This is a genomic window from Hydrogenophaga sp. (assembly GCF_030651625.1).
In the GTDB taxonomy this organism is placed as follows: Bacteria; Pseudomonadota; Gammaproteobacteria; order Burkholderiales; family Burkholderiaceae_C; genus Hydrogenophaga.
In genome coordinates this window covers 22883-47537 of the sequence record NZ_JAUSCF010000010.1, presented here as the reverse complement: position 1 = coordinate 47537, position 24655 = coordinate 22883, and the positions used below count along the sequence as shown (strand labels likewise).

The 24655-nt window shown below is 62.5% G+C and carries 26 protein-coding genes and 1 tRNA gene; 14 read left to right on the top strand and 13 right to left on the bottom strand.

All coding sequences use genetic code 11. The features are described 5' to 3' along the window. Positions 1-223: 223 nt before the first annotated feature. The 3 genes from pyk to Q7V46_RS04445 form a co-directional block, all read right to left on the bottom strand. Positions 224-1657, bottom strand: a complete 1434-nt coding sequence (pyk, locus tag Q7V46_RS04455; RefSeq protein ID WP_304912309.1) for a pyruvate kinase — start codon at positions 1655-1657, stop codon at positions 224-226. Positions 1658-1859: 202 nt separating this feature from the next. After that, positions 1860-2885, bottom strand: a complete 1026-nt coding sequence (locus Q7V46_RS04450) for a 3'-5' exonuclease (RefSeq protein WP_304912308.1) — start codon at positions 2883-2885, stop codon at positions 1860-1862. Between the two features lie 326 nt (positions 2886-3211). Continuing rightward, complete coding sequence (locus tag Q7V46_RS04445; RefSeq protein ID WP_304912307.1) at positions 3212-3433, bottom strand: hypothetical protein; 222 nt, start codon at positions 3431-3433, stop codon at positions 3212-3214. A 153-nt stretch (positions 3434-3586) separates the two neighbouring features. On the opposite strand from Q7V46_RS04445, the gene Q7V46_RS04440 reads away from it, so the two are divergent. The 10 genes from Q7V46_RS04440 (at position 3587) to Q7V46_RS04395 (ending at position 12646) form a co-directional block, all read left to right on the top strand. Next, complete coding sequence (locus Q7V46_RS04440) at positions 3587-4003, top strand: BLUF domain-containing protein (RefSeq protein WP_304912306.1); 417 nt, start codon at positions 3587-3589, stop codon at positions 4001-4003. Between the two features lie 250 nt (positions 4004-4253). Then, a complete protein-coding gene (locus Q7V46_RS04435; RefSeq protein WP_304912305.1) occupies positions 4254-5297 on the top strand; it encodes an ArsJ-associated glyceraldehyde-3-phosphate dehydrogenase in 1044 nt (347 codons plus the stop codon). A 121-nt stretch (positions 5298-5418) separates the two neighbouring features. Continuing rightward, entirely contained in the window at positions 5419-6657 is a 1239-nt protein-coding gene (gene arsJ / locus Q7V46_RS04430) for an organoarsenical effux MFS transporter ArsJ (protein WP_304912304.1), read from the top strand. A 9-nt stretch (positions 6658-6666) separates the two neighbouring features. Further along, the gene (locus tag Q7V46_RS04425; protein WP_304912303.1) at positions 6667-7005 is read left to right on the top strand and encodes a helix-turn-helix transcriptional regulator; all 339 of its coding nucleotides are present in this window, start codon (positions 6667-6669) and stop codon (positions 7003-7005) included. A gap of 10 nt (positions 7006-7015) precedes the next feature. Next, complete coding sequence (locus Q7V46_RS04420; RefSeq protein ID WP_304912302.1) at positions 7016-7516, top strand: arsenate reductase ArsC; 501 nt, start codon at positions 7016-7018, stop codon at positions 7514-7516. Between the two features lie 75 nt (positions 7517-7591). Then, positions 7592-8602 (top strand): ACR3 family arsenite efflux transporter, encoded by a 1011-nt coding sequence (arsB, locus tag Q7V46_RS04415; RefSeq protein ID WP_304912301.1) that lies wholly within the window; start codon positions 7592-7594, stop codon positions 8600-8602. A gap of 16 nt (positions 8603-8618) precedes the next feature. Continuing rightward, entirely contained in the window at positions 8619-9053 is a 435-nt protein-coding gene (gene arsC, locus Q7V46_RS04410; RefSeq protein ID WP_304912300.1) for an arsenate reductase (glutaredoxin), read from the top strand. Then, positions 9034-9756 carry an arsenical resistance protein ArsH gene (arsH, locus tag Q7V46_RS04405; protein ID WP_304912299.1) on the top strand — a complete coding sequence of 241 codons (723 nt, stop codon included), beginning with the start codon at positions 9034-9036 and terminating at the stop codon, positions 9754-9756. Before arsC ends, arsH begins: the two co-directional genes overlap by 20 nt. 178 nt (positions 9757-9934) lie before the next feature. Next, positions 9935-11683 (top strand): AMP-binding protein, encoded by a 1749-nt coding sequence (locus Q7V46_RS04400; protein WP_304912298.1) that lies wholly within the window; start codon positions 9935-9937, stop codon positions 11681-11683. 51 nt (positions 11684-11734) lie between these two features. Beyond that, complete coding sequence (locus tag Q7V46_RS04395) at positions 11735-12646, top strand: bile acid:sodium symporter (protein WP_304912297.1); 912 nt, start codon at positions 11735-11737, stop codon at positions 12644-12646. Positions 12647-12841: 195 nt separating this feature from the next. Here Q7V46_RS04395 and Q7V46_RS04390 read toward each other — a convergent pair. Further along, positions 12842-12917: transfer RNA gene (locus Q7V46_RS04390), tRNA-Arg, on the bottom strand. Positions 12918-13059: 142 nt separating this feature from the next. Between Q7V46_RS04390 and Q7V46_RS04385 the strand changes: the two genes are divergently transcribed. After that, positions 13060-13944, top strand: a complete 885-nt coding sequence (locus tag Q7V46_RS04385) for a cytochrome c5 family protein (RefSeq protein WP_304912296.1) — start codon at positions 13060-13062, stop codon at positions 13942-13944. Positions 13945-14053: 109 nt separating this feature from the next. On the opposite strand, the gene Q7V46_RS04380 is transcribed toward Q7V46_RS04385, so the two are convergent. From Q7V46_RS04380 to Q7V46_RS04370, 3 genes are read right to left on the bottom strand one after another with little or no spacing between them, the layout of a single operon-like run. Continuing rightward, entirely contained in the window at positions 14054-14611 is a 558-nt protein-coding gene (locus tag Q7V46_RS04380; protein ID WP_304912325.1) for a DUF2946 family protein, read from the bottom strand. Positions 14612-14628: 17 nt separating this feature from the next. Further along, positions 14629-15666, bottom strand: a complete 1038-nt coding sequence (locus Q7V46_RS04375) for a YheT family hydrolase (RefSeq protein WP_304912295.1) — start codon at positions 15664-15666, stop codon at positions 14629-14631. Between the two features lie 33 nt (positions 15667-15699). Next, positions 15700-16137, bottom strand: a complete 438-nt coding sequence (locus Q7V46_RS04370) for a nuclear transport factor 2 family protein (RefSeq protein WP_304912294.1) — start codon at positions 16135-16137, stop codon at positions 15700-15702. A gap of 142 nt (positions 16138-16279) precedes the next feature. On the opposite strand from Q7V46_RS04370, the gene Q7V46_RS04365 reads away from it, so the two are divergent. From Q7V46_RS04365 to Q7V46_RS04355, 3 genes are read left to right on the top strand one after another with little or no spacing between them, the layout of a single operon-like run. After that, on the top strand, positions 16280-16888 hold the full coding sequence (locus Q7V46_RS04365) for a LemA family protein (RefSeq protein ID WP_370690279.1): 609 nt from the start codon (positions 16280-16282) through the stop codon (positions 16886-16888). Further along, complete coding sequence (locus Q7V46_RS04360) at positions 16885-17805, top strand: YgcG family protein (RefSeq protein ID WP_304912292.1); 921 nt, start codon at positions 16885-16887, stop codon at positions 17803-17805. Before Q7V46_RS04365 ends, Q7V46_RS04360 begins: the two co-directional genes overlap by 4 nt. A gap of 13 nt (positions 17806-17818) precedes the next feature. Then, positions 17819-18358, top strand: coding sequence for a TPM domain-containing protein (locus Q7V46_RS04355; protein ID WP_304912291.1), 540 nt, complete (start codon positions 17819-17821; stop codon positions 18356-18358). A gap of 335 nt (positions 18359-18693) precedes the next feature. Here Q7V46_RS04355 and Q7V46_RS04350 read toward each other — a convergent pair whose 3' ends face one another. The 6 genes from Q7V46_RS04350 to Q7V46_RS04325 form a co-directional block, all read right to left on the bottom strand. Further along, the gene (locus tag Q7V46_RS04350) at positions 18694-19266 is read right to left on the bottom strand and encodes a cyclic nucleotide-binding domain-containing protein (RefSeq protein ID WP_304912290.1); all 573 of its coding nucleotides are present in this window, start codon (positions 19264-19266) and stop codon (positions 18694-18696) included. Between the two features lie 274 nt (positions 19267-19540). After that, positions 19541-19957 carry a F0F1 ATP synthase subunit epsilon gene (locus Q7V46_RS04345; protein ID WP_304912289.1) on the bottom strand — a complete coding sequence of 139 codons (417 nt, stop codon included), beginning with the start codon at positions 19955-19957 and terminating at the stop codon, positions 19541-19543. A gap of 124 nt (positions 19958-20081) precedes the next feature. Continuing rightward, positions 20082-21488: a F0F1 ATP synthase subunit beta gene (atpD, locus tag Q7V46_RS04340; protein WP_304912288.1), complete on the bottom strand. Its 1407-nt coding sequence runs from the start codon at positions 21486-21488 to the stop codon at positions 20082-20084. A 44-nt stretch (positions 21489-21532) separates the two neighbouring features. Further along, a complete protein-coding gene (gene atpG / locus Q7V46_RS04335; protein WP_304912287.1) occupies positions 21533-22399 on the bottom strand; it encodes a F0F1 ATP synthase subunit gamma in 867 nt (288 codons plus the stop codon). A gap of 31 nt (positions 22400-22430) precedes the next feature. Then, on the bottom strand, positions 22431-24047 hold the full coding sequence (atpA, locus tag Q7V46_RS04330; RefSeq protein ID WP_304912286.1) for a F0F1 ATP synthase subunit alpha: 1617 nt from the start codon (positions 24045-24047) through the stop codon (positions 22431-22433). A gap of 54 nt (positions 24048-24101) precedes the next feature. After that, positions 24102-24632, bottom strand: a complete 531-nt coding sequence (locus tag Q7V46_RS04325) for a F0F1 ATP synthase subunit delta (RefSeq protein ID WP_304912285.1) — start codon at positions 24630-24632, stop codon at positions 24102-24104. Between the last annotated feature and the right edge of the window lie 23 nt (positions 24633-24655).

The following is a 24655-nucleotide window of genomic DNA, read 5'->3' as shown; positions in this document are numbered from 1 at the left end:
GCTCATGCTTCGGTGTGAATGGCGTCCGGCGTCAAACCGGGGGCTTTGGGAAAAACGGTCGCAGCTCCTTTCCACCGCGACGCGACAACGTGCTGCGTGAGGCAGCCCCTTCCAGGGGCACCGTGGAACTGGCTTTGCCAGGCCACGGGTGCCATCCCCCTCCAAGCCGAAGGCGCAAGAGAAGGATAGCCGCATCAGCGGTGCAGAGGGTGCACCCCCAGCCCTACACTGCGCGACAGATTTTCAGGGTGTTGGTGCCACCAGGCTGTCCCATGGGCTCGCCCACTGTGATGGCATAGACGTCGCCACTTTGCACAATGCCTTTGGCTTTCAGGTGCGCCTCGGCGTCGGCCAGCGCGGTGTCGCGGTCAGCGCTGGTGTCCATGAGCAGGGGGCGCACGTTGCGGTAGAGGGTCATGCGGCGCTGGGTCATCAGGTTGGAAGTGACGGCGTAGATCGGCATGCGCACGTTGTGCCGGCTCATCCACAGCGCAGTGGAGCCCGAATCGGTCAGGGCCACGATGGCCTTCGCGCCCAAGTGGTGCGCGGTGAACAGCGCGCCCATGGCGATGGACTGGTCGATGCGCTTGAAGGTCTTGCCGGTGAAGTCGGCAGAGAGTTCGCTGTATTCCGCCTTCTCGGCTTCCTGACAGATATTGGCCATTTCCATCACGGTTTCCAACGGATACCTGCCGGCGGCGGTTTCGGCACTGAGCATCACTGCGTCGGTGCCGTCAAGCACGGCGTTGGCCACATCGCTCACCTCGGCGCGGGTGGGCACGGGGTTGACGATCATCGACTCCATCATCTGCGTCGCGGTGATCACCAGCTTGTCCATCTCGCGCGCCATTTTGATCATGTGCTTCTGCAGGCCGGGCACGGCGGCGTTGCCCACTTCCACCGCCAGATCACCGCGCGCCACCATGATGCCGTCGGACACCTTGAGGATGTTGGCCAGTTCGGGAATGGCTTCGGCGCGCTCGATCTTGGCGATCAGCGCCGGCTTGTGGCCCATGCCGGCACCGGCCACGTTGCAAAGCTGGCGCGCCAGCTCCATGTCGGTGGCGTTCTTGGGGAAACTCACCGCCACGTAGTCGGCCATCAGGCCCATGGCGGTCTTGATGTCGTCCATGTCCTTGGCGGTCAGCGCGGGTGCGGTGAGGCCCCCGCCCTGCTTGTTGATGCCCTTGTTGTTGGACAGCTCGCCTCCGAGCTTCACCGTGGTGTGCACCGCCGAGCCGGCCACCCTGTCGATGGTGAGCACGATCAGACCGTCGTTGAGCAACAGGGTGTCGCCGGCTTTCACGTCGCGCGGCAGTTCCTTGTAGTCCAGCCCCACGCCTTCGATGTCGCCGGGTTCGGTGCGTGCAGCGTCCAGCACAAACTTCTGCCCGGGCTCCAGGAGCACCTTGCCTTCGGCAAACTTGCCGACGCGGATCTTGGGGCCCTGCAGGTCGGCCATGATGCCGACCTCTCGCCCGGCGCGCTGGGCCGCCGCACGAACCAGCGTGGCACGGTCGATGTGGTCCTGCGCCGTTCCGTGCGAAAAGTTGAGGCGAACCACGTTGACACCGGCGCGGATCATTTTCTCCAGCAGAGCGGGGTCACTGGAAGCAGGACCGAGAGTGGCAACGATCTTGGTGGCGCGCAATGGCATGAAATTGTCTCCGGGGATTGCACAGCGCCGATCCAGAAATGCCGGGCTGTAATTTGATTTCAATTATCTGTGGAACGGGTTACCAGGAGGTTACAGCCTGAATGGGCACAGGCTGCACGGCATGTTGACCCAGACGCAGGCTCCGCAAAGCACGCTTGTCGGCAGCCGCCCTGATCCATTGGGGAACCGCCTTCTCATCCATTCACAACGCCTGCAGCGAAATTTCGCCCGGCCGGGCAGAGTAACGCACCAGGCTGTGCAGGGCCTCCACTTCCACATGGGCATGACGCCGGCCATACACCGCCGTCTTCAGCCATTCGAGTTCTGCGCTCAACCGATCCTCGTCAGGCAAGGTGCAGAACCACACCCTGGCTTCGGCGTCCCACCGGTAGCCTCTGGCTTTGAGATGGTCTTTGGCTTCGAATGGCGCGCCAGTGGCCCGCAGTTTGAAGCTGGGCTTCAATGCGGCGCCGATCAGTTGCTCCAGGCCTGTGGCTGCCTGTGGACTCACCGGTCTGGACAACACCTGCAGCAATGCGTGACAGTCCACCAGGGCACGATGGGCATCGTAGAACCAGCCTTGGTCCAGCGCCAGGGCGCTCAGCTTGGAAGAGCCTGCGCCGGCCGCTTTCCAGTCGATGTCCGCAAACGAACAGGCCCAGGCCTTGTCCGCAAAGCAAGGGAAGCGGGCTTCCGCAAAGGGGCGGTCGAAGCCGGCGTTGTGCGCCACGATCAGGTTGGCCCGACCCGCCATGGCGGCGACCTGCAGGTCATCCAGCCTTCGGCCTTTGACCATGTCGTCGCTGATGCCCGTCACTTCCTGTGCGATGGCCGGTATGGGCATGCCGGGGTCTTCGAACCCCTCGAAGCATTCAACCGGGCCGAAGGGCATGCCGGACGCCCTGTCCACCTGCACCAGCAGCATGGCCAGCTCGATGATCTTGTCGGTCTGGTGTGAAAGGCCAGTGGTTTCGGTGTCAAGCACCAGCACGTTCTGCGAACCGTGCGCGCTTTGAGGGGTTGCCGACACAGAAGGCGCAGGGCCGTAGTCCGTGACGGGTACGAGTCGGCGCAGGACACGGTAGTTCGCGTCTCGCTCCAGAAGTTGCGCCATGTCTTCCGGGGTCAACGCCTTTGGCGTGGAAACGCGCCTGGCGCGTGCGCGTGCGGGCGCGGGTACGGGTGCCGGAGGGCCTGACGCATCAAACTCGAAACTCGACTGGTTCATCCGTTTAGGGCCTGTTAACACTATTTTTTCAAGATGCGTTGCGGATCAAAAAGGCCATGCGCAAGGCGCGAAACGCAGCCGGGGTCGCCCCCCGGCAAGGCTTCGCAACGCGGTGCATGGCCTTCTTGGCCGCAACCCGAAGGGAATGGGTTGAAAACAGCGCCAATCGTCGTTGCACTCCCAGGCCAGACGCCCAGTCTGGCCGTCGTCGCGCGCCTAGATTGGCGCTGTTTTCAATCCATTCGCACTTGGAAAAATAGTGTTCACAGGCCCTAGCCTACCCGACCCGCGAGGCGACCGTGCCTTTAGCCACGATCCATCATCGCTCACTGCCCGATTTTTGGGCACAGTCCGCCATCCCAGCAGATATGCGCCTTGGGCGCATTGCTCCACCGGTTATCCACACGGTAGGGCACCGCTGCTGTGGACGGATCAGGTTTTGGCTGGCGCCATCGACCGGTCGCCGCTTGATTGAAGACAACAGGGACGACGCCCATGGGTTGCCAGAAGTTGAACTGCGCCGGCTTGCTGCCGGTGCCGTTGGTCAACCCGGCGCGCATCAGCTTCTGCGAACAGTGGCTCGGCCGCCCACCGCCTTCACGCGGTCCCGACCCCTGCATGGGGTTTTTCCACAACGGCAAGTGCGCGCGGCACCTAGCGCTTAACCTGCGCGCAACATTTTCGACCGGAGCGTTCATCACATGCTGATTCGACTCATCTACGCCAGCCGGGCCCGCTCGATGGGGCCCATGGACATCAAGGACATCCTGGCGAGCTCGCGGCGCAACAACACGCGGCTGGGCGTAACAGGCGCGCTGTGCCTGTCCAACGGCATATTCCTGCAGTGCCTGGAAGGCGACCGGATGGTGGTGAACACGCTCTACCACCGCATCTTGCAGGACGCTCGCCACCACGACCCAGCCATTCTGGATTTCCAGGAAATCGTGTCCCGTCAATTCGGCGCCTGGTCGATGGGCCTGGTCAGCACGGTGGTCGACAATCAGGCACTCTTTCTCAAGTACGCCACCGGCGCGCAGTTCGACCCCTACGAGATGCGGCCTGAAACACTGCGTGCGTTCTTCACGGAGCTGATGAACAACACCCGCTGGCTCGCCTGAAACGAACCCCACACACATTTCGTTCGCCGCCCCCGATATGTCGCATCAGCGACTTCGGGCAGCCGGGCGCCACGGGGATGGTCGCTGTGCTGGGTCGATCGAGTCGCACCGCGGTAGCTGCCCGGTTCGGTCCAGCTGGGGACAACATAAACGCAACCAAGATGAGCGCCGTCACAACAACGTCATACATATGTGCAACAGTTCAAAAGTTCTTGAATAATTGCATCACTATCTGGACAGGATCAGACACATGAAAGTAGGCATCAACGGCATGGGCCGTATCGGGCGGCTGGCGTTGCGCGCGGCCATGGGCGCTGCGGAACGCCAGATGGACGACCCACTTGCCGGCAACCGGCTGGAAGTCGTGCACCTCAACGAGCTCAAGGGCGGTGCTGCCGCCACGGCCCATCTGCTCGCCTTTGACAGCGTGCAAGGCAAATGGCGGGCCGACATTGAAGCCGATGACGAAGACGGCATCCGCATCGACCAGCACCGCATGTCGTTCTCATCACACGCAGCACCCGGCGACATACCCTGGGGCGATCTGGGAGTGGACCTGGTACTCGAATGCACCGGCAAGTTCCTCACGCCGGAGACCATCCAGGGCCACCTGGACCGGGGTGCCAGGCGCGTGGTGGTGGCTGCGCCTGTGAAGGTGGGGAATGTGCTGAACATCGTGGTGGGTGTGAACCACACGCTGTACAACCCGGAACGCGACCGCATTGTCACCGCCGCTTCCTGCACCACCAACTGCCTGGCCCCTGTGGTGAAGGTGGTACACGAGGCCATCGGCATTCGCCATGGCCAGATCACCACCTTGCACAATCCCACCAACACCAACCTGGTGGTGGACGCACCACACAAGGACCTGCGCCGCGCCCGCAGCGCGCTCATGAGCCTGGCGCCCACCACCACGGGCAGCGCCACCGCCATCGCGCTGATCTACCCCGAACTCAAGGGCAAGCTCAACGGCCACGCGGTGCGCGTGCCGGCGCTCAATGCCTCGCTGACCGACTGCGTGTTCGAGCTGCAACGCGAGACCTCGGTGAACGAAGTGAATGATTTGTTTGCCACTGCGGCCAAAGGCCCGCTGGCCGGCATCCTGGGCTACGAGACCCGGCCACTGGTGAGCGTCGACTACGCGCGCGACACGCGCTCCAGCATTGTGGATGCGCTGTCCACCATGGTGACCGACGGCACACTGCTCAAGGTCTACGCCTGGTACGACAACGAAATGGGCTATGCCTGCCGCATGGTCGATCTGGCCTGCCACATGCAGGCCACCGGTATCTGATGTTGCCCACCCCCGCGCCGTGCCGGGCGGCACGTCACACCCTTAAAGGGGGCAACCCCTGCGGCCCGGCAAAGCCGGTTCCGCGGGATTCCTGGAGGAGTCACGTGTTACTCATACACCCATGAACGCAGCAGAACGCAACTACGCGATCGTCACCGCCTCTTACTGGGGCTTCACACTCACCGACGGCGCCTTGCGCATGCTGGTGCTGCTGCACTTCTACCAGCTGGGCTATTCGCCCTTCACGCTGGCCTTCCTGTTTCTGCTGTACGAAGCCGCAGGCGTCGCCGCCAACTTCATCGGCGGCTGGCTGGCCACGCGCTACGGCATCACGCGCATGCTTACGGTGGGCCTGGTCACGCAGATCACCGGCTTCACCATCCTGTCGTTCCTGGACCCTGGCTGGAGTGCCGCCCTGTCGGTGGCCTGGGTGGTGCTGGCGCAGGGCATTTGTGGCGTGGCCAAGGACCTCACAAAGACCGCCAGCAAATCGGCCATCAAGGTCACCGCCGACCAGGCGAAGAACCAGGGCGCAGGGCAACTGTTCAAGTGGGTGGCCTGGTTCACCGGCAGCAAGAACGCCATGAAGGGCGTGGGTTTCTTCATGGGCGGCCTGCTGCTGCAGACGCTGGGCTTCCAGCACGCGCTGTGGGCCATGGCCGCGCTGCTGGCGGTTGTGCTGGTGGGCGTGGTGACTTCGCTGCCGCAGATGATGGGCAAGAACAAGGCATCCAAATCGGCCAAGGAACTGTTCGCGAAGAACACCGGTGTGAACGTGCTGGCCGCTGCGCGGGTGGTGCTGTTTGGCGCGCGCGATGTGTGGTTCGTGGTGGGCGTACCGGTGTACCTGTATTCACAGGGCTGGACCTTCACCATGGTGGGCACCTTCCTGGCGGCCTGGACCATCGGCTATGGTGCGGTACAGGCGCTGGCGCCTGCTTTCGTGAAGCGCAGTGATGACGGGCTGAGCACTGAAGTGCCTGCGGCGCGGATGTGGTCGGCGCTGCTGGCGCTGGTGCCCATGGGTCTGGCGGTGGCCGTGGCCATGGAGGCACCGAATCTGCCGTGGATCGTGGTGGGTGGACTGGGGGTGTTTGGCTTTGCGTTCGCCATCAATTCTTCCGTGCATTCCTACCTGGTATTGGCCTATGCCGGTTCAGAGAAGGCCGCCGAAGACGTGGGCTTCTACTACGCAGCCAATGCCCTGGGTCGCTTCACCGGCACGCTGCTCTCAGGCCTTCTGTACCAGTGGGGCGGACTGCTTTACGCGTTGCTGGGCTCGGCCTTGATGCTGACGATCTGCTGGCTCACCACATTGAAGCTGCCGCAGAAGCGGGCGCTTCAAGCTACCGCAGCATAGGAGTCAGCCATGGATGAAGCACAAGCCGTCAAATCCCTCGGTGCACTGGCGCAAGACACGCGCCTGCGCATCTTCCGAGCCCTGGTGGCGCAAGGTCCGCAAGGCCTCACGCCCGGTGAGCTCACCGCGTCGCTGGACGTGGCCTCCACGGCACTGTCGTTCCACCTGAAAGAACTCAGCCACGCGGGCCTGGTTTCGCAAGAGCGCAACGGCCGTCACCTGATCTACCGCGCCGAATTCGCCGCAATGAACGATTTGCTTCAGTTTCTGACTGCGCACTGCTGCCAGGGAGAGCCCTGCGAAGTGACGACAGGTTCCACCGCTGTTCCCCACTGCACCACGTGCTGAAAGGCTCTTCATGAGTACCTCCATCTACAACGTCCTGTTCATCTGCACCGGCAACTCTGCTCGCAGCATCATGGCCGAAGCCATCCTCAACCAGCAGGGTGCGGGGCGCTTCCGCGCCTACAGCGCGGGCAGCCACCCCGCCGGTCAGGTCAACCCGCAGGCCATCGAACTGCTGGAACGCAACCGCTTCAAGACCGCCGGCCTGCGCAGCAAGAACTGGGAAGAGTTCGCTTTGCCAGACGCGCCCCGCATGGACTTTGTGCTGACCGTCTGCGACAAGGCGGCCGGCGAGGTGTGCCCGATCTGGCCAGGACAGCCCATGTCGGCCCACTGGGGCGTGGAAGACCCGGCAGCCGTGAAGGGAAGCGATGAAGCCATTCAGCGGGCCTTTGCCGATTGCTTCATGGTGATGAACCGCCGCATTGCCTTGCTGACGGTGCTGCCCATTGAGAAACTGGACAAGCTTGCGCTCAAGAAAGAGCTCGACAGCATGGGCAAGATCACGGCCTGAACATTCCGTTTTCTTCATCGAAGCCCGGGCGTTCACAGCGCCCGGGCCTTTGCGTTTTTTGATCTGGGGTTTCCCATGGGTTTGTTTGAACGGTATCTGTCGGTATGGGTGGCGCTGGGCATCGCCACGGGTGTGGGGCTGGGCCTGGTCGTGCCCCAGGTGTTTCAGGCCGTGGCGGCCGTGGAATACGCGCAGGTCAACCTGGTGGTGGCCGTGTTCATCTGGGTCATGATTTACCCGATGATGATCCAGATCGACTGGAGTTCGGTGCGAAACGTGGGCAAGAAGCCGCAAGGCCTGCTGCTCACGCTGGTGGTCAACTGGCTCATCAAGCCCTTCACCATGGCCGCACTCGGTGTGCTGTTCTTCCAGTACCTGTTTGCGCCCTGGGTGGACCCGCAATCGGCCAGCGAATACATCGCCGGGATGATCCTGCTGGGTGTGGCGCCCTGCACCGCCATGGTGTTCGTGTGGAGCCAGCTGGTGAAGGGGGACGCCAACTACACACTGGTTCAGGTGTCGGTGAACGACATCATCATGATCTTCGCCTTCGCCCCCATCGCGGCCTTTCTGCTGGGCGTGACCAATGTGACCGTGCCGTGGGAAACGCTGATGCTGGCCACTGTGCTGTACGTGGTGCTGCCGCTGATTGCCGGCATGCTCACGCGCCAGTGGTTGCTCAGGCGCTCCAGCGCTGCGCTGCCCGCCTTTGTGGCCGCGCTCAAACCGTGGTCGGTGATCGGGCTGATTGCCACTGTGGTGCTGCTGTTCGGCTTCCAGGCAGAGACCATCGTGCGACAGCCACTGGTGATCCTGCTCATTGCGGTGCCGCTGGTGCTGCAGACCTACGGGATTTTCTTCATCGCCTGGTGGGGGGCAAAGTGGCTCAAGCTGCCACACAACGTGGCCGGCCCGGCCTGCCTGATCGGCACCTCCAACTTCTTTGAATTGGCCGTGGCCGTGGCCATTTCACTGTTCGGCCTGAACAGCGGCGCGGCGCTGGCCACCGTGGTGGGCGTGCTGGTGGAAGTGCCGGTAATGCTCTCGCTGGTGGCGCTGGTCAACCGCTGGCGCCCTGTGGCTTGACCTCAGAGAGTCCCACATGGAACCCGTCAAGATTTTTCACAACCCGAAGTGCGGCAGCTCGCGCAACACCCTGGCCCTGATCCGCAACAGTGGGGTGGAACCCGTGGTCGTTGAATACCTGAAGACACCGCCCACACGCGACGAGCTGAAGCAGCTGATCAGCGACATGGGCAGCACCGTGCGCGAGGTGCTGCGGCAGAAAGAAGCACTTTACAAAGAGCTGGGGCTGGATGCGCCGCACTGGACAGACGAGCAACTGCTGGACTTCATCGGTGAACACCCCATCCTGATGCAGCGGCCCATCGTCGCGACTGCCCTGGGTACCCGCATGTGTCGGCCTTCCGAAGCGGTGCTGGACATCCTGCCGCAGCCCCAGACAGGCGCCTTCACCAAGGAAGACGGCGCGCGCGTGATCGACGAAAAAGGACAACGTGTCAAAACCGCTGAGTGAACTGCCTCAGGTGGAAGCACCCCATTTCAGGGTGCCCGATCCCGAACGACTCCGACCGACAACGGGCAGCAACCACCCGCCCCGCATCCTGCTGCTCTACGGATCGCTGCGGCCACGTTCGTTCAGTCGGCTGGTGGTGGAAGAATGCGCGCGCATGCTCCATGCCATGGGAGCAGAAGCCCGCGTGTTCAACCCCGGCGGCCTGCCCCTGGCCGACGACGCGCCGGAGGACCACCCCAAGGTGCTGGAACTGCGCGAACTGGCGGCCTGGTCCGAGGGCATGGTGTGGTGCTCGCCCGAGCGCCACGGCGCCATGACCGGCATCATGAAGACCCAGATCGACTGGATTCCGCTTTCATCAGGCGCGGTGCGGCCCACGCAGGGCAAGACGCTGGCGGTGATGCAGGTGAACGGCGGTTCGCAGTCGTTCAACGCCGTGAACCAGATGCGCGTGCTGGGTCGATGGATGCGCATGATCACCATCCCCAACCAATCGTCCGTGGCCAAGGCGTTCCTGGAGTTCGACGACAACGACCGCATGAAACCGTCGCCCTACTTCGACCGCATCGTGGACGTGATCGAAGAACTGGTGAAGTTCACGTTGCTCACGCGTGACGTTTCGCCCTACCTGGTGGACCGTTACAGCGAGCGCAAGGAAAGTGCGGAAGCGCTGATGAAGCGGGTGAATCAGTCGTCGATCTGATGCCTGCACACGGGGCTTGTCCCGGCCAAGCCGGCGGGCAGCGCTGGCGGCAATCACGGGTATACCCTGAGACGATTGCGTGAGCTGACTCCAGACTTACCGGGCAGCATTGACTAAGATCGGCGCACCAAAAAAAATCGAACGACCGTTCTCTTTTTCATCTCGACCGGAAGCCTTCATGAATGCATCACCAGCGCGCCCCTGGCTCGCCTCTTACAAGCAGGTTGGAATTGCTCCCGAGCTGGAGCCCTTGCCCTTTCGCAACCTGGCCGAGCTGGCCCACGAATCCTGCGAACGGTGGCAGGCCGAGAGCAAAGTCAAGGCCGCGTTCAGTTGTGTGGTGCCCAACGGCATGAACGGGCGGCTGAGCTTTGCGCAGGTGGACGAACTCTCGGACGCTTTTGCCGGCTACCTGCGGGCGGTGCTGGGGCTCAAGGCGGGCGAGCGCGTGGCGGTGCAGTTGCCCAACAGCCTGGGCTACCCGGTGGTGGCGCTCGGTGTGTTCAAGGCCGGCTGCGTGCTGGTCAACACCAACCCGCTCTACACCGAAACAGAGATGATCCACCAGTTCAACAACGCAGGCGCGCAGGTGCTGGTGATGGTGGACATGTTTGCCGACAAACTGCCCGCGGTGCTGGCCAAGACCGGCGTCAAGCAGGTGGTGCTGGCCTCGGTGCCGGAGTTCTTTCCAGCCGTTCCAGGTGCCATCGTGCGCGGCGTGCAGCGCTACTGGAACCGCGTGTTGCCACCGGTCACGGCACCGCACATCCGCCTGAATGACGCCCTGGCCCAGGGCCGCGTCTCGCTGGCCAAAACCCCGGCACGCGAATACTGGCAGGGCATTGACCGCCACCAGCTGGCGGTGTTGCAGTACACCGGCGGCACCACGGGCGTGAGCAAGGGCGCCATGCTCACGCACGACAACCTGCTCAACAACATCCAGCAAACGCGGGCCATGGGTCAAAGCCATATGGCGCTCGGCCAGGAATGTGTGCTCACGGCCCTGCCGCTGTATCACATCTTCGCCTTCACGACCAACCTGCTGGGCTTCCTGGCCATTGGCGGCCACAACGTGCTGATCCCCAGCCCGCGGCCGGTGCAGAACCTGCAGCGCGCAATCGAGAACTTCCCCATCACCTGGATGACCGGGGTCAACACGCTGTTCAACGGTCTGCTGAACGAAGAGTGGTTTGTGGCCTACCCGCCCAAGACGCTCAAGGCATCGATCTCCGGCGGCACAGCATTGCACAGTGCCGTGGCCAAGCGCTGGCGCGAGCTCACGAAAACCCCGATCGCCGAAGGCTATGGCCTGACCGAGACCTCGCCCGTGGTGAGCTTCAACCCGCTGACCGGCAACCCGCGCGATGGCAGCATCGGCATTCCGGCGCCTGGCACCGATGTGCGACTGGCAGGTGATGACGGGAACGATGTGGCGGCGGGAGCGCCGGGCGAACTCTGGGTACGTGGCCCGCAGGTGATGCGGGGCTACTGGAATGCCGAAGAAGAAACCGCGAAGGTGATGCACGACGGCTGGTTTGCCACCGGTGACGTCGCCGTGATGGACGAGGCCGGGTTCATGCGCATCGTCGACCGCAAGAAGGACATGGTCCTGGTGTCGGGCTTCAACGTCTATCCCAACGAAGTGGAAGACGTGATTGCGCAGATGGAGAACGTGCTGGAAGTGGCCGTGATCGGCGTGGCCGATGGCAAGACAGGCGAAGCGGTGCGAGCCTATGTGGTGCAGAACCCGGAGCACAGCAAGGAAGTGATGCCGGCCGATGTGCTGGCCCATTGCAAACAGCACCTGGCCGCCTACAAGGTGCCCAAGCTGGTGGTGGTGCGCGACGAGCTGCCCAAGAGCCCGATCGGCAAGGTGCTGCGCAAGGACTTGCGCAAGGCCGTGGCCGAAGAGTTGAACCGGACCTGAAGCTCGTCACATCACACATCACACATCACCTGACCCGAAGGACAACCACTCATGATCTCCGAATTCGAGACCAAGCTGCTGGGCATCATGATGATCGTCATCATGCTCGGCATGGGCGCGTCGCTGACCTGGCGCGACTTCCTCATTGCGTTCCGCAAACCCAAGGGCGTGCTGGTGGGCATTCTTTGCCAGTACGGCATCATGCCGCTGCTGGGCTTTCTGCTGGCGCAGGCGCTGGGCCTTTCGCCCGCCCTCACGGTGGGCCTGATCCTGATGGCCTGCATGCCGGGTGGCACCACCTCCAACATCTTCACCTACTTCAGCAAGGCGGTGCTGGCCTTGTCGATCATGATGACATCGGTGTCGTCGCTGGTGGCGCTGGGCATGGTACCGGCGCTGCTGGAGTTTTACTCACAGATGGCCGGCCTGGAAGGTGATTTCAAAATTCCGGCGGGTAACGTGGCACAGGTGCTGTTTGTGCTGCTGGTGCCGACCGTGCTGGGCATGGTGCTGCGCAAGCTCAGCCCCAACATCGGCGCCACGGTGGAACTGCTGGGCGGGTTCCTGGGCGTGGTGGTGATCCTCTTTCTGCTCCTGACCTGGGTGCCGCGCAACCACATGCTGCTGGCATCCACCCCCTGGTACGTTTTCTTCTCAGCCATCGGGCTGGGGGTGTTCGGCATCACGCTGGGATATGTGCTGGCCCGCCTGTTCAAGCAAGACCCCAACCGCAGCCGCACGATTGCGCTGGAGACGGGCATTCAGAACGGGCCGCTGGCGGTGCTGATCGTCACCCTGACCTTCACCGGCGTCATGCAGCAGGAAGTGCTGCTGATCCCGGTGCTGTATTCGCTGTTCATCGTGATCACCTCAAGCATCATCACGGTGTTCTTCCGCCGCAAGAGCATCCAGGAGGCCCTGGCCCGCGACCGCGCCAAAGACGGCTCAGTGATGGCGAGCTGAGGGCGGCGCGCTCAGGCCCAATTCGCAGGGGGGGGCGGGGTAAGTCCAGAATGCGGCGATTCGGCAACTGCGACTGGACACCAGCAAAGCCAGAACTGTCCTGTGTTCGCAAGTGTCTGGCGCTCTGACGGACCAGCCCCTGAGGGCAAGCCTGCTGCATGAGCACCAAGATAGGTGCCTGCGAGTCTGAGGTCATGGTGCGGCTGGCGGGGATCGAACCCACGACCCTTGGCTTCGGAGGCCAATACTCTATCCACTGAGCTACAGCCGCAACGGCACTGATTCTATCAGGCGAGGCTGTGCAGCAAGGCCGGCGAAGGGCCGGTCGCTATAATCAGAGGCTGTTTGCCGAAAGTGGCTCCGGCCAATCGAAGCACCCATCCAGGCCCCGAATCGCCACCCTTGAGGAAACCATGAGCGACCACGCGCACGAATCTCACACCGGCCCGATCAAGACGCCCGCACAGTTGCTGTGGACATCGTTCTTTTCCTTCGTGGCTCCCATTTTCATCATCATTGGCTTGGTGTACTTCGTCACATCGGGTGAAAAGCCGGCTGCGGGTGCGGTCAACATGGAACTGGCCATTGCCCAGCGCATACAGCCCGTCGGTACCGTGGAATTGCGCGATGCGAACCGCCCACTCCAGGCTGGCGACGCCGTCTACAAGGCGCAGTGCGCGGCCTGTCACGACGCAGGCTTGGCCGGCGCACCCAAGTTCGCCGACGCTGGCGCCTGGGCCGCTCGCATCGGCACCGGCTACGAGGCGCTGCTGAATTCGGTGCTCAAAGGCAAGGGCGCCATGGGTGCGCAGGCAGGCGGCGCCTTCAGCGATGTGGAGCTTGGCCGTGCCGTGGTTCATCTTGCCAATGCTGCGGGTGGCAATTTTGCTGAACCTCAGGCCCCTGAGGCGACTGGGGCCTCCGCAGCCGAACCGACCGCGGAGGCAGCACCAGCAGCAGCTCCTGAGGCCCCTGCACCTGCAACCGAAGTTGCGGCCGCTCCAGCAGCCGCTGCGGCGCCGGCAGTTGCACCGGCTGCATCAGCCACTGTGGCGGCTGCGGCTGGCGAAGCCCTGTACAAGCAAGCATGCGCCGTGTGCCACGTTGCCGGTGTGGCTGGAGCGCCCAAGCTGGGTGACAAGGCCGCATGGGCTGCGCGGCTGGGCCTTGGCGTTGATGGCCTCACCGCCAGTGTGATCAAGGGCAAAGGCGCCATGCCACCCAAAGGCGGGGCTGGAGCAGCATCAGACGCCGAGATCCAGGCGGCCGTGCAGTACATGTTGGCCACGGTGCAGTAACTCGTCAGCACGACGAAACCGTCGCACCCAAGGCCCGTTTGACGGGCCTTTTTTCATTGTGTGTCAGGCCAGATTGCCTTGAACAGCAGGACTTTGGCAACGGGCTGCCTCATGGCGTGTTTTGGGCTCTGCGTTGGGGGCTCAGTTCAAAGCCGTAGCGCTTGGGCAGATCGGCCATACGCACTGCCTCGGGCATCCAGCGACCTGCATCGACATGATCCGCCGCCAGCAACATGTCGGCGGTGTGCACCAGGCCAAATCCCACATCGGTTTCCAGGTAGAGGTGCCCTGCTTCGTCAACCGACACACCCTTCACCTGGGCAGGTTCTCCGGTGTGGGCGTGCACGCTTCCGTCGACGCTCAGTCGCCAGACGAAGGGCGCCGCTTCCAGTTCCACATAGACGCGTTGCGGCCCATTCTGGAAGAACCACAGTCCGCGGTCATCGGCCGCGTAGTTGCGGTGGATGAACTCCACCAGCTTGTCGTGCCTGAGCAGCGAACCCTTGCTGGCAACGACGTCTTCGCCTGGAAGCGCTGCGAAAGGGCCGATGGCCTGTATTCGATCGTCCCGCATGTACCACTGGCCACGCGCGTCCAGACCCAACCACCCGAAACAATGGGGCACGTTGGGCCATTTGGCCATGGCGGCCTTGACGATATCGTCCATGGGGCGTTGCTCCGCGTTCATAAGTGTTTCATCAGCCAGTCCCCGACTGCTTCCGGCATGGCGCGCACGTGTCCGGGCAAACCCAGCCAACCCCCTTCTGGCGCCGGAAAGCCAACATGGCCGCCTTGTGCCGGTTGCCACAAATGCACACTGTGGCTCACCTCGGTTTTTTTGGGAAGCGAATCGGCAGGAACAAAAGGGTCATTGCGCGCATTGAGCGCCAACGCCGGTAGGCGCACCTCGCTCAACACAGGCTTGGCCGATGCCCTCGCCCAGTAATCTTCAGTGCTCTTGAAGCCGTGGAGCGGCGCTGTGAATATGTTGTCGAATGCATACAGGTCCCGTGCGGCCAGCAAGGCGCCGCGGTCAAAAAGCCCCGGGTGCTGCTCCAGCTTCTTCAACGCCTTGGGCACCATGGAGGCCAGAAACATGCGCGTGTAGATCCACCGGTTGAACCCTTTGCCTATGGCATGCCCACCCGCAGCCAGGTCCAGCGGCGAACACACAGCCGCCACGGCCTTCACCTGCGAGGGCACCGATCGGCCCTGCTCGCCAGCCCAGCGCAGCAAGGCATTGCCACCGAGGGAGACACCCACCGCCAGCACGGATCGCTGTGGATTTTCACGGGCGAAACGGTTCAAAATCCAGTCCACCTCGGCGTGGTCGCCCGAATGGTAGGCCCTTGGCGCGTGATTCAGCTCCCCCGAACAACCCCGGAAGTGAGGCACAGCGAATGCCAGCCCCCTCCCCGCAGCAAAGTCGGCAAACGCGACAGCGTACTGGCTGGCCGATGAGCCCTCCAGCCCATGAAACAAGACCAGCAAAGGCGCTTCGTCGGCCACCGCATGGCGAGCCTGGTCGACATCAATGAAATCACCGTCCGGCGTGGTCCAACGCTCACGCATCCATACGGGTGGGGTTCCGGCGTGGCGCCGGGCATACAGCGCAGCCCAGATGGTCTGTGCATGTCCGCCCGGCAGCCACCACGGCGGGCTGTAGTCCCATGCCGGGGCTGGAAGACCTCCGTCCAGCCGATCAACAACTTCTGAAGACATGCTCCGCATGTTCAATGAATCGCCATGGCAACATCAATGCAGCACAGGCTGCGCCGTCATGATTTCAATAGGTTCGGTGCGCGATCCCGGGCTCGCGTGGTGTGCGATGAGGCGCCAGCCCTGTGCGGTCTTGGCGTAGACATTGGTGGCCACCACCCACGCGTGCTGCGGCCCATCGTCGCCCATGATCTCCACCCTTTCCACCACGCTGTGCACGCTGCTATGCCCCGCATCAAGGCGACGCACTTTCTCAGGGTGTGCCAGCACGGCACCGTTGGCGAACATGGCGTCGAAGGTGGCCCGGATGGCCGCATGACCGACCACCCGTGGCCCGCCCGGCTGCACACAGACAATTTCGTCGTCGTCCGCCCAGCAAGCCATGAGCCGATCGATATCGGCATGCTGGAGGGCGTCGTAAAAAGCAGCTTCGGTGTCGTCTGCCGTGCCTGGGGGCAATTTTGGTTTGCGCATGCGGTGTATTCTGCAGCCTGTGGGTCTGTGCCAGACAATCCGCCGGTTGTTCTTGAGTGTCTCGCCAATCTCCGGGGTGATGCTCGGCAAAGTGCCCACGCTGATCATTCGTCTTGAGAGGCCATCAGGCCAGGGAGGTTTCATGCGCATGTCTGTCCGTTCTTTCGGTGTCTGGGCAACTGCCCTTCTTCTGCTCACTGGCTTGAGTGGTTGCGGCTACAACGACTTTCAGCGACTGGACGAGCAGAGCAAGTCGGCCTGGTCCGAGGTCTTGAACCAGTATCAGCGCAGAGCCGACCTGATTCCCAACATCGTGGCCACTGTCAAAGGTGAAGCCAACTTCGAGCAGGAAACCCTGACCAGGGTGATCGAGGCACGCTCCAAGGCCACTTCCATCCAGATGACGCCCGAAATGCTGAACGACCCCGCTGCCATGCAGCAGTTCCAGGCGGCGCAGGGTGAAATCTCCAGCGCGCTGAGCCGGCTCATGGTGGTGGTGGAGCAGTACCCCAACCTGAGAGCCAACCAGGGCTTCAGCGATTTGCGCGTGCAACTTGAAGGCACCGAAAACCGCATCACCGTCGCTCGCAACCGTTACATCGAGGCCATACAGGCCTACAACGTGCTCTCTCGCAGCTTCCCCACCAACCTGACAGCCATGGTGCTCGGATACCAGCCCAAGGCCAACTTCCAGGTACAGAACGAGGCGGCGATTTCGACCCCGCCCACGGTTGACTTCAACAAGCAATGAACCGGCTGCAGATCGCTGGCACGCGCTGGCGCATCATCTGGTTGATCGGGTTGTGGCTGGGCCTGTGCGCCTGCACGGCCGCCGCGCAAGGCGTTCAACCGGTGCCGGAGCTTCGAGCCCGGATCATGGACCAGACCGGTACGCTGGATGCAGCCCGCCTTGACGCCATCGAGCGCAAGCTGGAAGCCTTCGAGCAGACCAGGGGCTCACAGGTGGTGGTGCTGATGGTGGAAAGCACGGCGCCCGAAGACATCACCGACTACACCCAGCGCCTGGGCGATGCCTGGAAGATCGGTCGCAAGGACATCGGCGACGGCGTGCTTTTCGTCATTGCCAAGAACGACCGCCGCCTCCGAATTGCCACCGCCAAGTCGCTGGAAGGCGCCATTCCCGATCTGATGGCCAGGCGCATCATTGACGAAGCGGTCACACCGGCCTTCCGGAACGGGGATTTTGCAGGGGGTATTGATGCCGGCGTTGATCACATCCTCGCCCGCATTGCTGGAGAGGATCTGCCACTCCCCCAGGCTTCGGGGCCGACCGTGGGGCCGGCATGGGCCGACCTGCTGATCTTCATGGTGTTCGCCGTGCCCATGGTGTCGGCCGTGCTGCGCAGCCTGTTTGGAAACAAGATCGGCACCTTGCTGACCGGATTCGGATCGGGCGGACTGGCCTGGCTGCTGACCTCTGTTTTCTGGATAGCCGCAGGCGCCGGACTGCTCGGCATGCTGGCAGCCCTCTTCCTTCAAAATCTGCCCGCACAGGGCACTGCCGGGGGCGGAAGGAGCGGCCGGGGTGGCGGCTGGGGTGGGCATGGCGGCGGCTTCGGTGGGGGCATGGGTGGCGGTCGGGGCGGCGGCTTTGGCTCAGGAGGCGGTGGCAATTTCGGGGGCGGCGGCGCCTCGGGTCGCTGGTGATCAGATTTCCGCCATGAACAAGTTTCTGCGTTTGCTCAGGCACCGCTGGTTTGACGCATCGGATGTTCTGCGTGCGGTCCCAGATGGGATGGCCGAGCGCCTGGCTCTGCGGGTCGCGGCCAGCGAGCAGCGCCACACAGGGGAGATTCGTCTTTGCGTGGAGGCCTCTCTGTCCATCGCTGACCTCTGGCGCATTTCGCCTGAGACCCCGCTATCCCAGGTGGTGCGCGATCGGGCGCTGGAATGGTTTGGGCGATTGGGCGTCTGGGACACCGAAGACAACAATGGTGTGCTGATCTACCTGCTGCTTGCCGAACACACCATCGAAATCGTGGCCGATCGCGGGCTCTCCCGGCGCGTGTCTGCAGGTGACTGGCAAGGCATGGTGACGCGCCTGGGTGAACAGCTGCGCAAGGGCGCATTCGAAGATGGTTTGACCCATGCCCTGTCGGAAGTGTCGGCCATGCTGGTCACGCACTTTCCTGTTGATCAGGACGATACCCACCGTGCCGATCGACCCAACCAACTGGCCAATTGCGTCGTGCGGGTGTGAGGGGAACTACTCCCGCTGCGCTATGCGCGCGGTATTCCGATGCCGTATCCGTTGCCCGCCGCGTGGCCGGGCTGAGCAGTTCGTGGGCGCCAAAAAGGGGGGCACGCACAAAAGGGCCGCGCATGATTGAGCCGAAGGCGAGGTTACGCGCATCCCGAGCGCAATGACCCGGATTTCAAATCGCCAAAGAAAGGCAGGTCGGGCCCCAGGGCGGGATCCGGCCGAGGCAAGCATGCGGAGACGGGCCAGCCATCATCCACAAGCCTTCATCCCACTCCTATGCCCAGAATGTCAAGGGAGTAAAGGTACTGCCTGCCAAGAGCGTGATGAGAACACTAAGGGATGTCGCGACGGCTGATTTTGGCGCGGCTGTTCATCACCACTTGCAACTCCTGCTGCAATGCCTTGTTCATCTGGGCGAAGGTCTTGAGTTTGCGAGTGGTCTCGCGCAAACGGTCGGCCATGCGCTTGGAAATGGCCAGCAGCAGCTTGGCCCCGACACGCGGCTGGTCTTTCAGAAGCCGCATCAGCGCTGTGCGCGACAGGACCGCCGCTGCAATGTCGGTGGTGGCGGTGCAGGTGGCAGAACGTGGTGCACCGTCCAGCACGCCCATTTCGCCGATCAGATGACCCGGACCAATGATGTTGACCACCACGCTTTCCTGCATGCCGGGAAGATCATTTTCCACAGCGATGTCACCTTCAAGCACCAGCAGCATGTAATCGTTGTGCTGGACTTCCCCTTCGCGAATGAACACGGTGCCGGCCTTGATGCGTTTAGGGCGCATGTAGCCCACCACCTTCATGGCATCGGCCAGGGTCAGGTCATCCAGCGCGGATGGCGTCACGAGCATGCGCGCTGCAACCTCCTCCGGTGCGAGTTCGGGGTTCTCAAAGATCGATGTCATGGATGCTCCGCGCCGCTACGCTCAGGGGTGGGCAGCTCCGCCGGTGGCTGCACGATGGGAATATGAGATCTCTATTGTCGCGGCTGGGCAAATTTCACAGTGCGGGCCGTTGCTTTTGCGTAGATTGACCACGGCATCAATAGATGAATTCACGCCGTCTTGTGAAGCGATGGCTGTGGATGCATACCCGGTCTGCCGCCTCAAAACGACTGACATGGGGACAAAAAAAGACCGGCATGCAGCCGGTCTTTTGACGTCCACGCGATGACATCGCTCACTTCTTCTGGCGGTATTTGCGCAGTGCGGCAATCTGGGCCGCCATGACCGCCAGTTCAGACGTGGCCTTGGCCAGATCGATGTCGCTCTTGGCGTTTTTCAAGGCTTCTTCTGCCTGCTTGCGTGCATCGGACGCCTTGGCTTCGTCGAGATCTTTGCCGCGGATGGCGGTGTCGGACAGCACGGTGATGTGATTGGGCTGCACCTCCAGGATGCCGCCCGCCACAAAAACAAACTCTTCGCCGCCCTCGGCCTTTTCGATGCGCACGGCACCGGGTTTGATGCGGGTGATGAGCGGAATGTGTCCGGGCAGAATGCCGAGCTCGCCCGCTTCACCCGGCAATGCCACGAACTTGGCCTCGCCGGAAAAGATGGAAGCTTCTGCGCTGACCACATCGACGCGGATGGTGCTCATATGTACTCCAATAAAAAAGGTGAGTGGAAAGCAAGCAGCGGGGTGGCTGGCCAGGCGGCGCGCGCAACCGTACTGTGGGGTACGGTGAGCACGGCAACAACGCCAGACGCCCCGGTGCGCCGCTTTACGCCACCTTTTTGGCCTTCTCGAAGGCTTCGTCGATCGTGCCGACCATGTAGAAGGACTGCTCTGGCAAGTGATCGCACTCTCCAGCGGTGATCATCTTGAAGCCGCGAATGGTTTCGGCCAGCGTCACATACTTGCCTGGCGAGCCCGTGAACACTTCGGCCACGTGGAACGGTTGCGACAGGAAACGCTGGATCTTGCGGGCACGTGCCACGGCCAGCTTGTCTTCCGGTGCCAGTTCGTCCATGCCCAGAATGGCGATGATGTCGCGCAGTTCCTTGTAGCGCTGCAGCGTGTTCTGCACGGCACGGGCGGTTTCGTAGTGCTCCTGGCCCACGACCAGCGGGTCCAGCTGACGGCTGGTGGAGTCCAGCGGATCCACAGCGGGGTAGATACCCAGCGATGCAATGTCACGGCTCAGCACCACGGTGGAGTCCAGGTGGGCAAAGGTCGTGGCGGGCGACGGGTCGGTCAAGTCATCGGCAGGCACGTACACGGCCTGGATGGAGGTGATCGAGCCAACCTTGGTGGAGGTGATGCGCTCTTGCAGACGGCCCATCTCTTCGGCCAGGGTTGGCTGGTAACCCACGGCAGAAGGCATGCGACCCAGCAGAGCAGACACTTCGGTACCGGCCAGGGTGTAGCGGTAGATGTTGTCCACGAAGAACAGCACGTCACGGCCTTCGTCGCGGAACGACTCAGCAATGGTCAGGCCGGTCAGGGCCACGCGCAGACGGTTGCCTGGGGGCTCGTTCATCTGGCCGTAAACCATGGCCACTTTGGACTCGCCCAGGTTCTCCAGGTTCACCACGCCGGAGTCGGCCATCTCGTGATAGAAGTCGTTGCCTTCGCGGGTGCGCTCACCCACACCAGCAAACACCGACAGACCGCTGTGGGCCTTGGCGATGTTGTTGATGAGTTCCATCATGTTCACGGTCTTGCCCACGCCGGCGCCACCGAAGAGGCCCACCTTGCCGCCCTTGGCGAACGGGCAGATCAGGTCGATCACCTTGATGCCGGTTTCCAGCAGTTCCTGCGAAGGGGACAGCTCGTCGTATGCAGGCGCCTTGCGGTGGATGGGAGCGGTCAGGCTCTGATCAACCGGGCCGCGCTCGTCAATGGGTGCACCCAGCACGTCCATGATGCGGCCCAGAGTGGCTTTGCCCACGGGCACAGTGATGTTGGCATGGGTGTTGGTCACCAGCATGCCGCGGCGCAAGCCGTCGGACGAACCCAGCGCAATGGTGCGCACCACGCCGTCGCCCAGCTGTTGCTGAACTTCCAGCGTCAGGGCAGAGCCTTCCATTTTCAGCGCGTCGTAAACGCGCGGCATTTCGTGGCGCGGAAACTCCACGTCCACGACGGCGCCGATGCACTGAACGATCTTGCCTTGTACTTGAGACATGATGGATACCTTTTAATTTCTCTGAATTCTGTTGAACGGCTGCTTCAGACCGCTGCGGCGCCGGCGACGATTTCCGAAAGTTCTTTCGTGATCGCTGCCTGACGGGTCTTGTTGTAGACCAGTTTGAGTTCGCTGATGACGCTACCAGCGTTGTCGGTGGCGGCCTTCATGGCCACCATGCGCGCAGACTGCTCGGACGCCATGTTTTCCGCCACGGCCTGGTAGACCTGGGCTTCCACGTAGCGCAACAGCAGCTCGTCGATCACGGCGGGTGCGTCCGGCTCGTAGACATAATCCCAGTCGCGGCCACCGGCGTTGTCCTGGAGCGTGCCGGCGTTGAGCGGCAGCAGCTGCTCAATCACAGACTCCTGCTTCATCGTGTTGATGAACTTCGTGTAGCACACATAGACGGCGTTCACGCGGCCATCGGTGTACGCGTCGAGCAACGTCTTGACCGGACCGATCAGCTTCTCCAGATGCGGCGTGTCGCCGAGGCTGGTCACGCTGGACACCACTTTGGCACCAATGCGGTTCATGAACCCCAGGCCCTTGTTGCCGATGGCAACGACTTCAGCGGTCTGTCCCTGTGCCTGCAGCTCCTTGAGCTGGGTCGTCACGGCACGCAGCACGTTGGTGTTCAAGCCGCCGCACAGACCCTTGTCGGTCGTGACCACCACAAATCCGGCGACTTTGGCGTCGTTGGTCTGCATGAAAGGGTGCGTGTACTCGGGGTTCGCACGGCTCAGGTTGCCCGTGATCTGGCGCACTTTTTCGGCGTAAGGCCGGGCCGCACGCATGCGGTCCTGCGCCTTTCGCATTTTGGAAGCGGCGACCATTTCCATGGCTTTGGTGATCTTCTTGGTGTTTTCCACCGATTTGATCTTGCCGCGTATTTCCTTGCCTGCTGCCATTGTGTTTCCTTTAAGAAGTCAATGGGCCGGATCAGTAGGTGCCGGTTTTCTTGAAGTCGGCGATGGCTGCTGCCAGTTGGGCTTCCGCGTCCTGGCATTCCTTTTTGAACGCCTTCTTTGCGTCGCTGTCATCTGCCTTGGCGGGCTTGACATCCCACTTGGCGCCGTTCTTCTCCATCGTGGCCAGCATGTCCGCGTGCTTGTCTTTCAAGAAAGCATGCATGCCGTTTTCAAACGAGAGCACCTTCTTGACTTCGATGTCGTCCAGGTACCCTTTGTTCACGGCGAACAGGGTCGATGCCATCAGACCGATCGACTGGGGGCTGTATTGCGCTTGCTTGAGCAACTCGGTCACGCGGGCACCGCGGTCGAGCTGCTTGCGGGTGGCTTCGTCAAGGTCGGAAGCGAACTGCGCGAAGGCGGCCAGTTCACGGTACTGGGCCAGGTCGGTACGGATACCACCGGACAGACCTTTGATCAGGTTGGTCTGGGCCGCACCACCCACACGCGACACCGAGATACCGGCATTGATGGCGGGACGGATACCGGCGTTGAACAGGTTGGTCTCCAGGAAGATCTGGCCGTCGGTGATCGAGATCACGTTGGTGGGCACGAAAGCGGACACGTCGCCGGCCTGCGTTTCGATGATGGGCAGTGCGGTCAGCGAACCGGTCTTGCCCTTGACTTCACCCTTGGTGAAGGCTTCGACGTAGTCGGCGTTCACACGGGCTGCACGCTCGAGCAGACGGCTGTGCAGATAGAACACGTCGCCAGGATAGGCTTCGCGGCCTGGTGGGCGACGCAGCAGCAGCGAGACCTGGCGGTAGGCCACGGCCTGCTTGGACAGGTCGTCGTACACGATGAGCGCGTCTTGACCGCGGTCGCGGAAGTACTCGCCCATGGTGCAGCCAGAGTAGGCAGACAGGTACTGCATGGCGGCGGATTCAGAGGCCGAAGCGGCCACGACGATGGTGTAGTCCATCGCACCGGCCTGCTCCAGCGCACGCACCACGTTCTTGATCGACGAGGCCTTCTGACCAATCGCGACATAAACGCAGGTCATGTTCTGACCCTTCTGGTTGATGATCGCATCAATGGCCACAGCGGTCTTGCCGGTCTGGCGGTCACCGATGATCAGCTCGCGCTGGCCACGGCCCACAGGCACCATGGAATCGATCGACTTCAAGCCGGTCTGCACCGGCTGGTCCACCGATTTGCGGGCAATCACGCCTGGAGCGACCTTTTCGATCACGTCGGTCATCTTGGCGTTGACTGGGCCTTTGCCATCAATGGGCTGACCCAGGGCGTTGACCACGCGGCCGATCAACTCGGGGCCCACCGGCACTTCCAGAATACGGCCCGTGCACTTGACGGTGTCGCCTTCGGAGATGTGCTCGTACTCGCCCAGAATCACGGAGCCGACGGAATCGCGCTCCAGGTTCAGGGCGAGGCCGAAGGATGGCACGCCATCCTTGTTGGCCGGGAACTCCAGCATTTCCCCCTGCATCACGTCCGACAGGCCGTGCACGCGAACGATACCGTCGGTCACCGAGACCACGGTACCCTGGTTGCGCACATCGCTCGCTGCGCCCAGCCCCTCGATGCGGGACTTGATCAATTCAGAGATTTCGGCGGGATTGAGTTGCATGACTCTTTCCTTCTTTCGTTAATTGGTAAGCAGGCGGACCCAGCGAATCAGCCGTCAGGCTGTCAGGGCCATCTTCATTTGTTCCAGCCGGGCCTTGACGGAGGTGTCGAGCACCTCGTCACCGACCACCACGCGAACGCCACCGATCAGATCGGGCTGCAGCTGGACCTGCAGGTTGAGCTTGCGACCGAATCGCTTTTCAAGCACGCCAGACAAATCGGCCAGCGAGGCGGCATCGATGTCGAATGCACTGAACACGGTGGCGTCAAAAGCGCCCAGTTGGGCGTTCTTGAGCACCTTGAACTGCTCGGCAATCTCAGGCAACACGTTCAGGCGGCCGTTGTCGATGACGGTGCGCAGGAAGTTTTGCGCCATCGCAGGCAGTGCGTTCTTGAGCACACCAGTGACGACGCCATACACCTGATCCGTGGTGGCATTGGGGTTGGCAGCGAACTGGCGCAGCTGTTCGTTGGAAGCAACAGCGGCCAATTCGTCGAGCCAGACGGCAGCGCCTGCAGCGTCTGAGCCCGCCGCCTTGAACAGCGCTTCCGCGTAGGGTCGGGCGATGGTTGCAATTTCAGCCATGGTCTACCTGTGGTTGCCTGCGA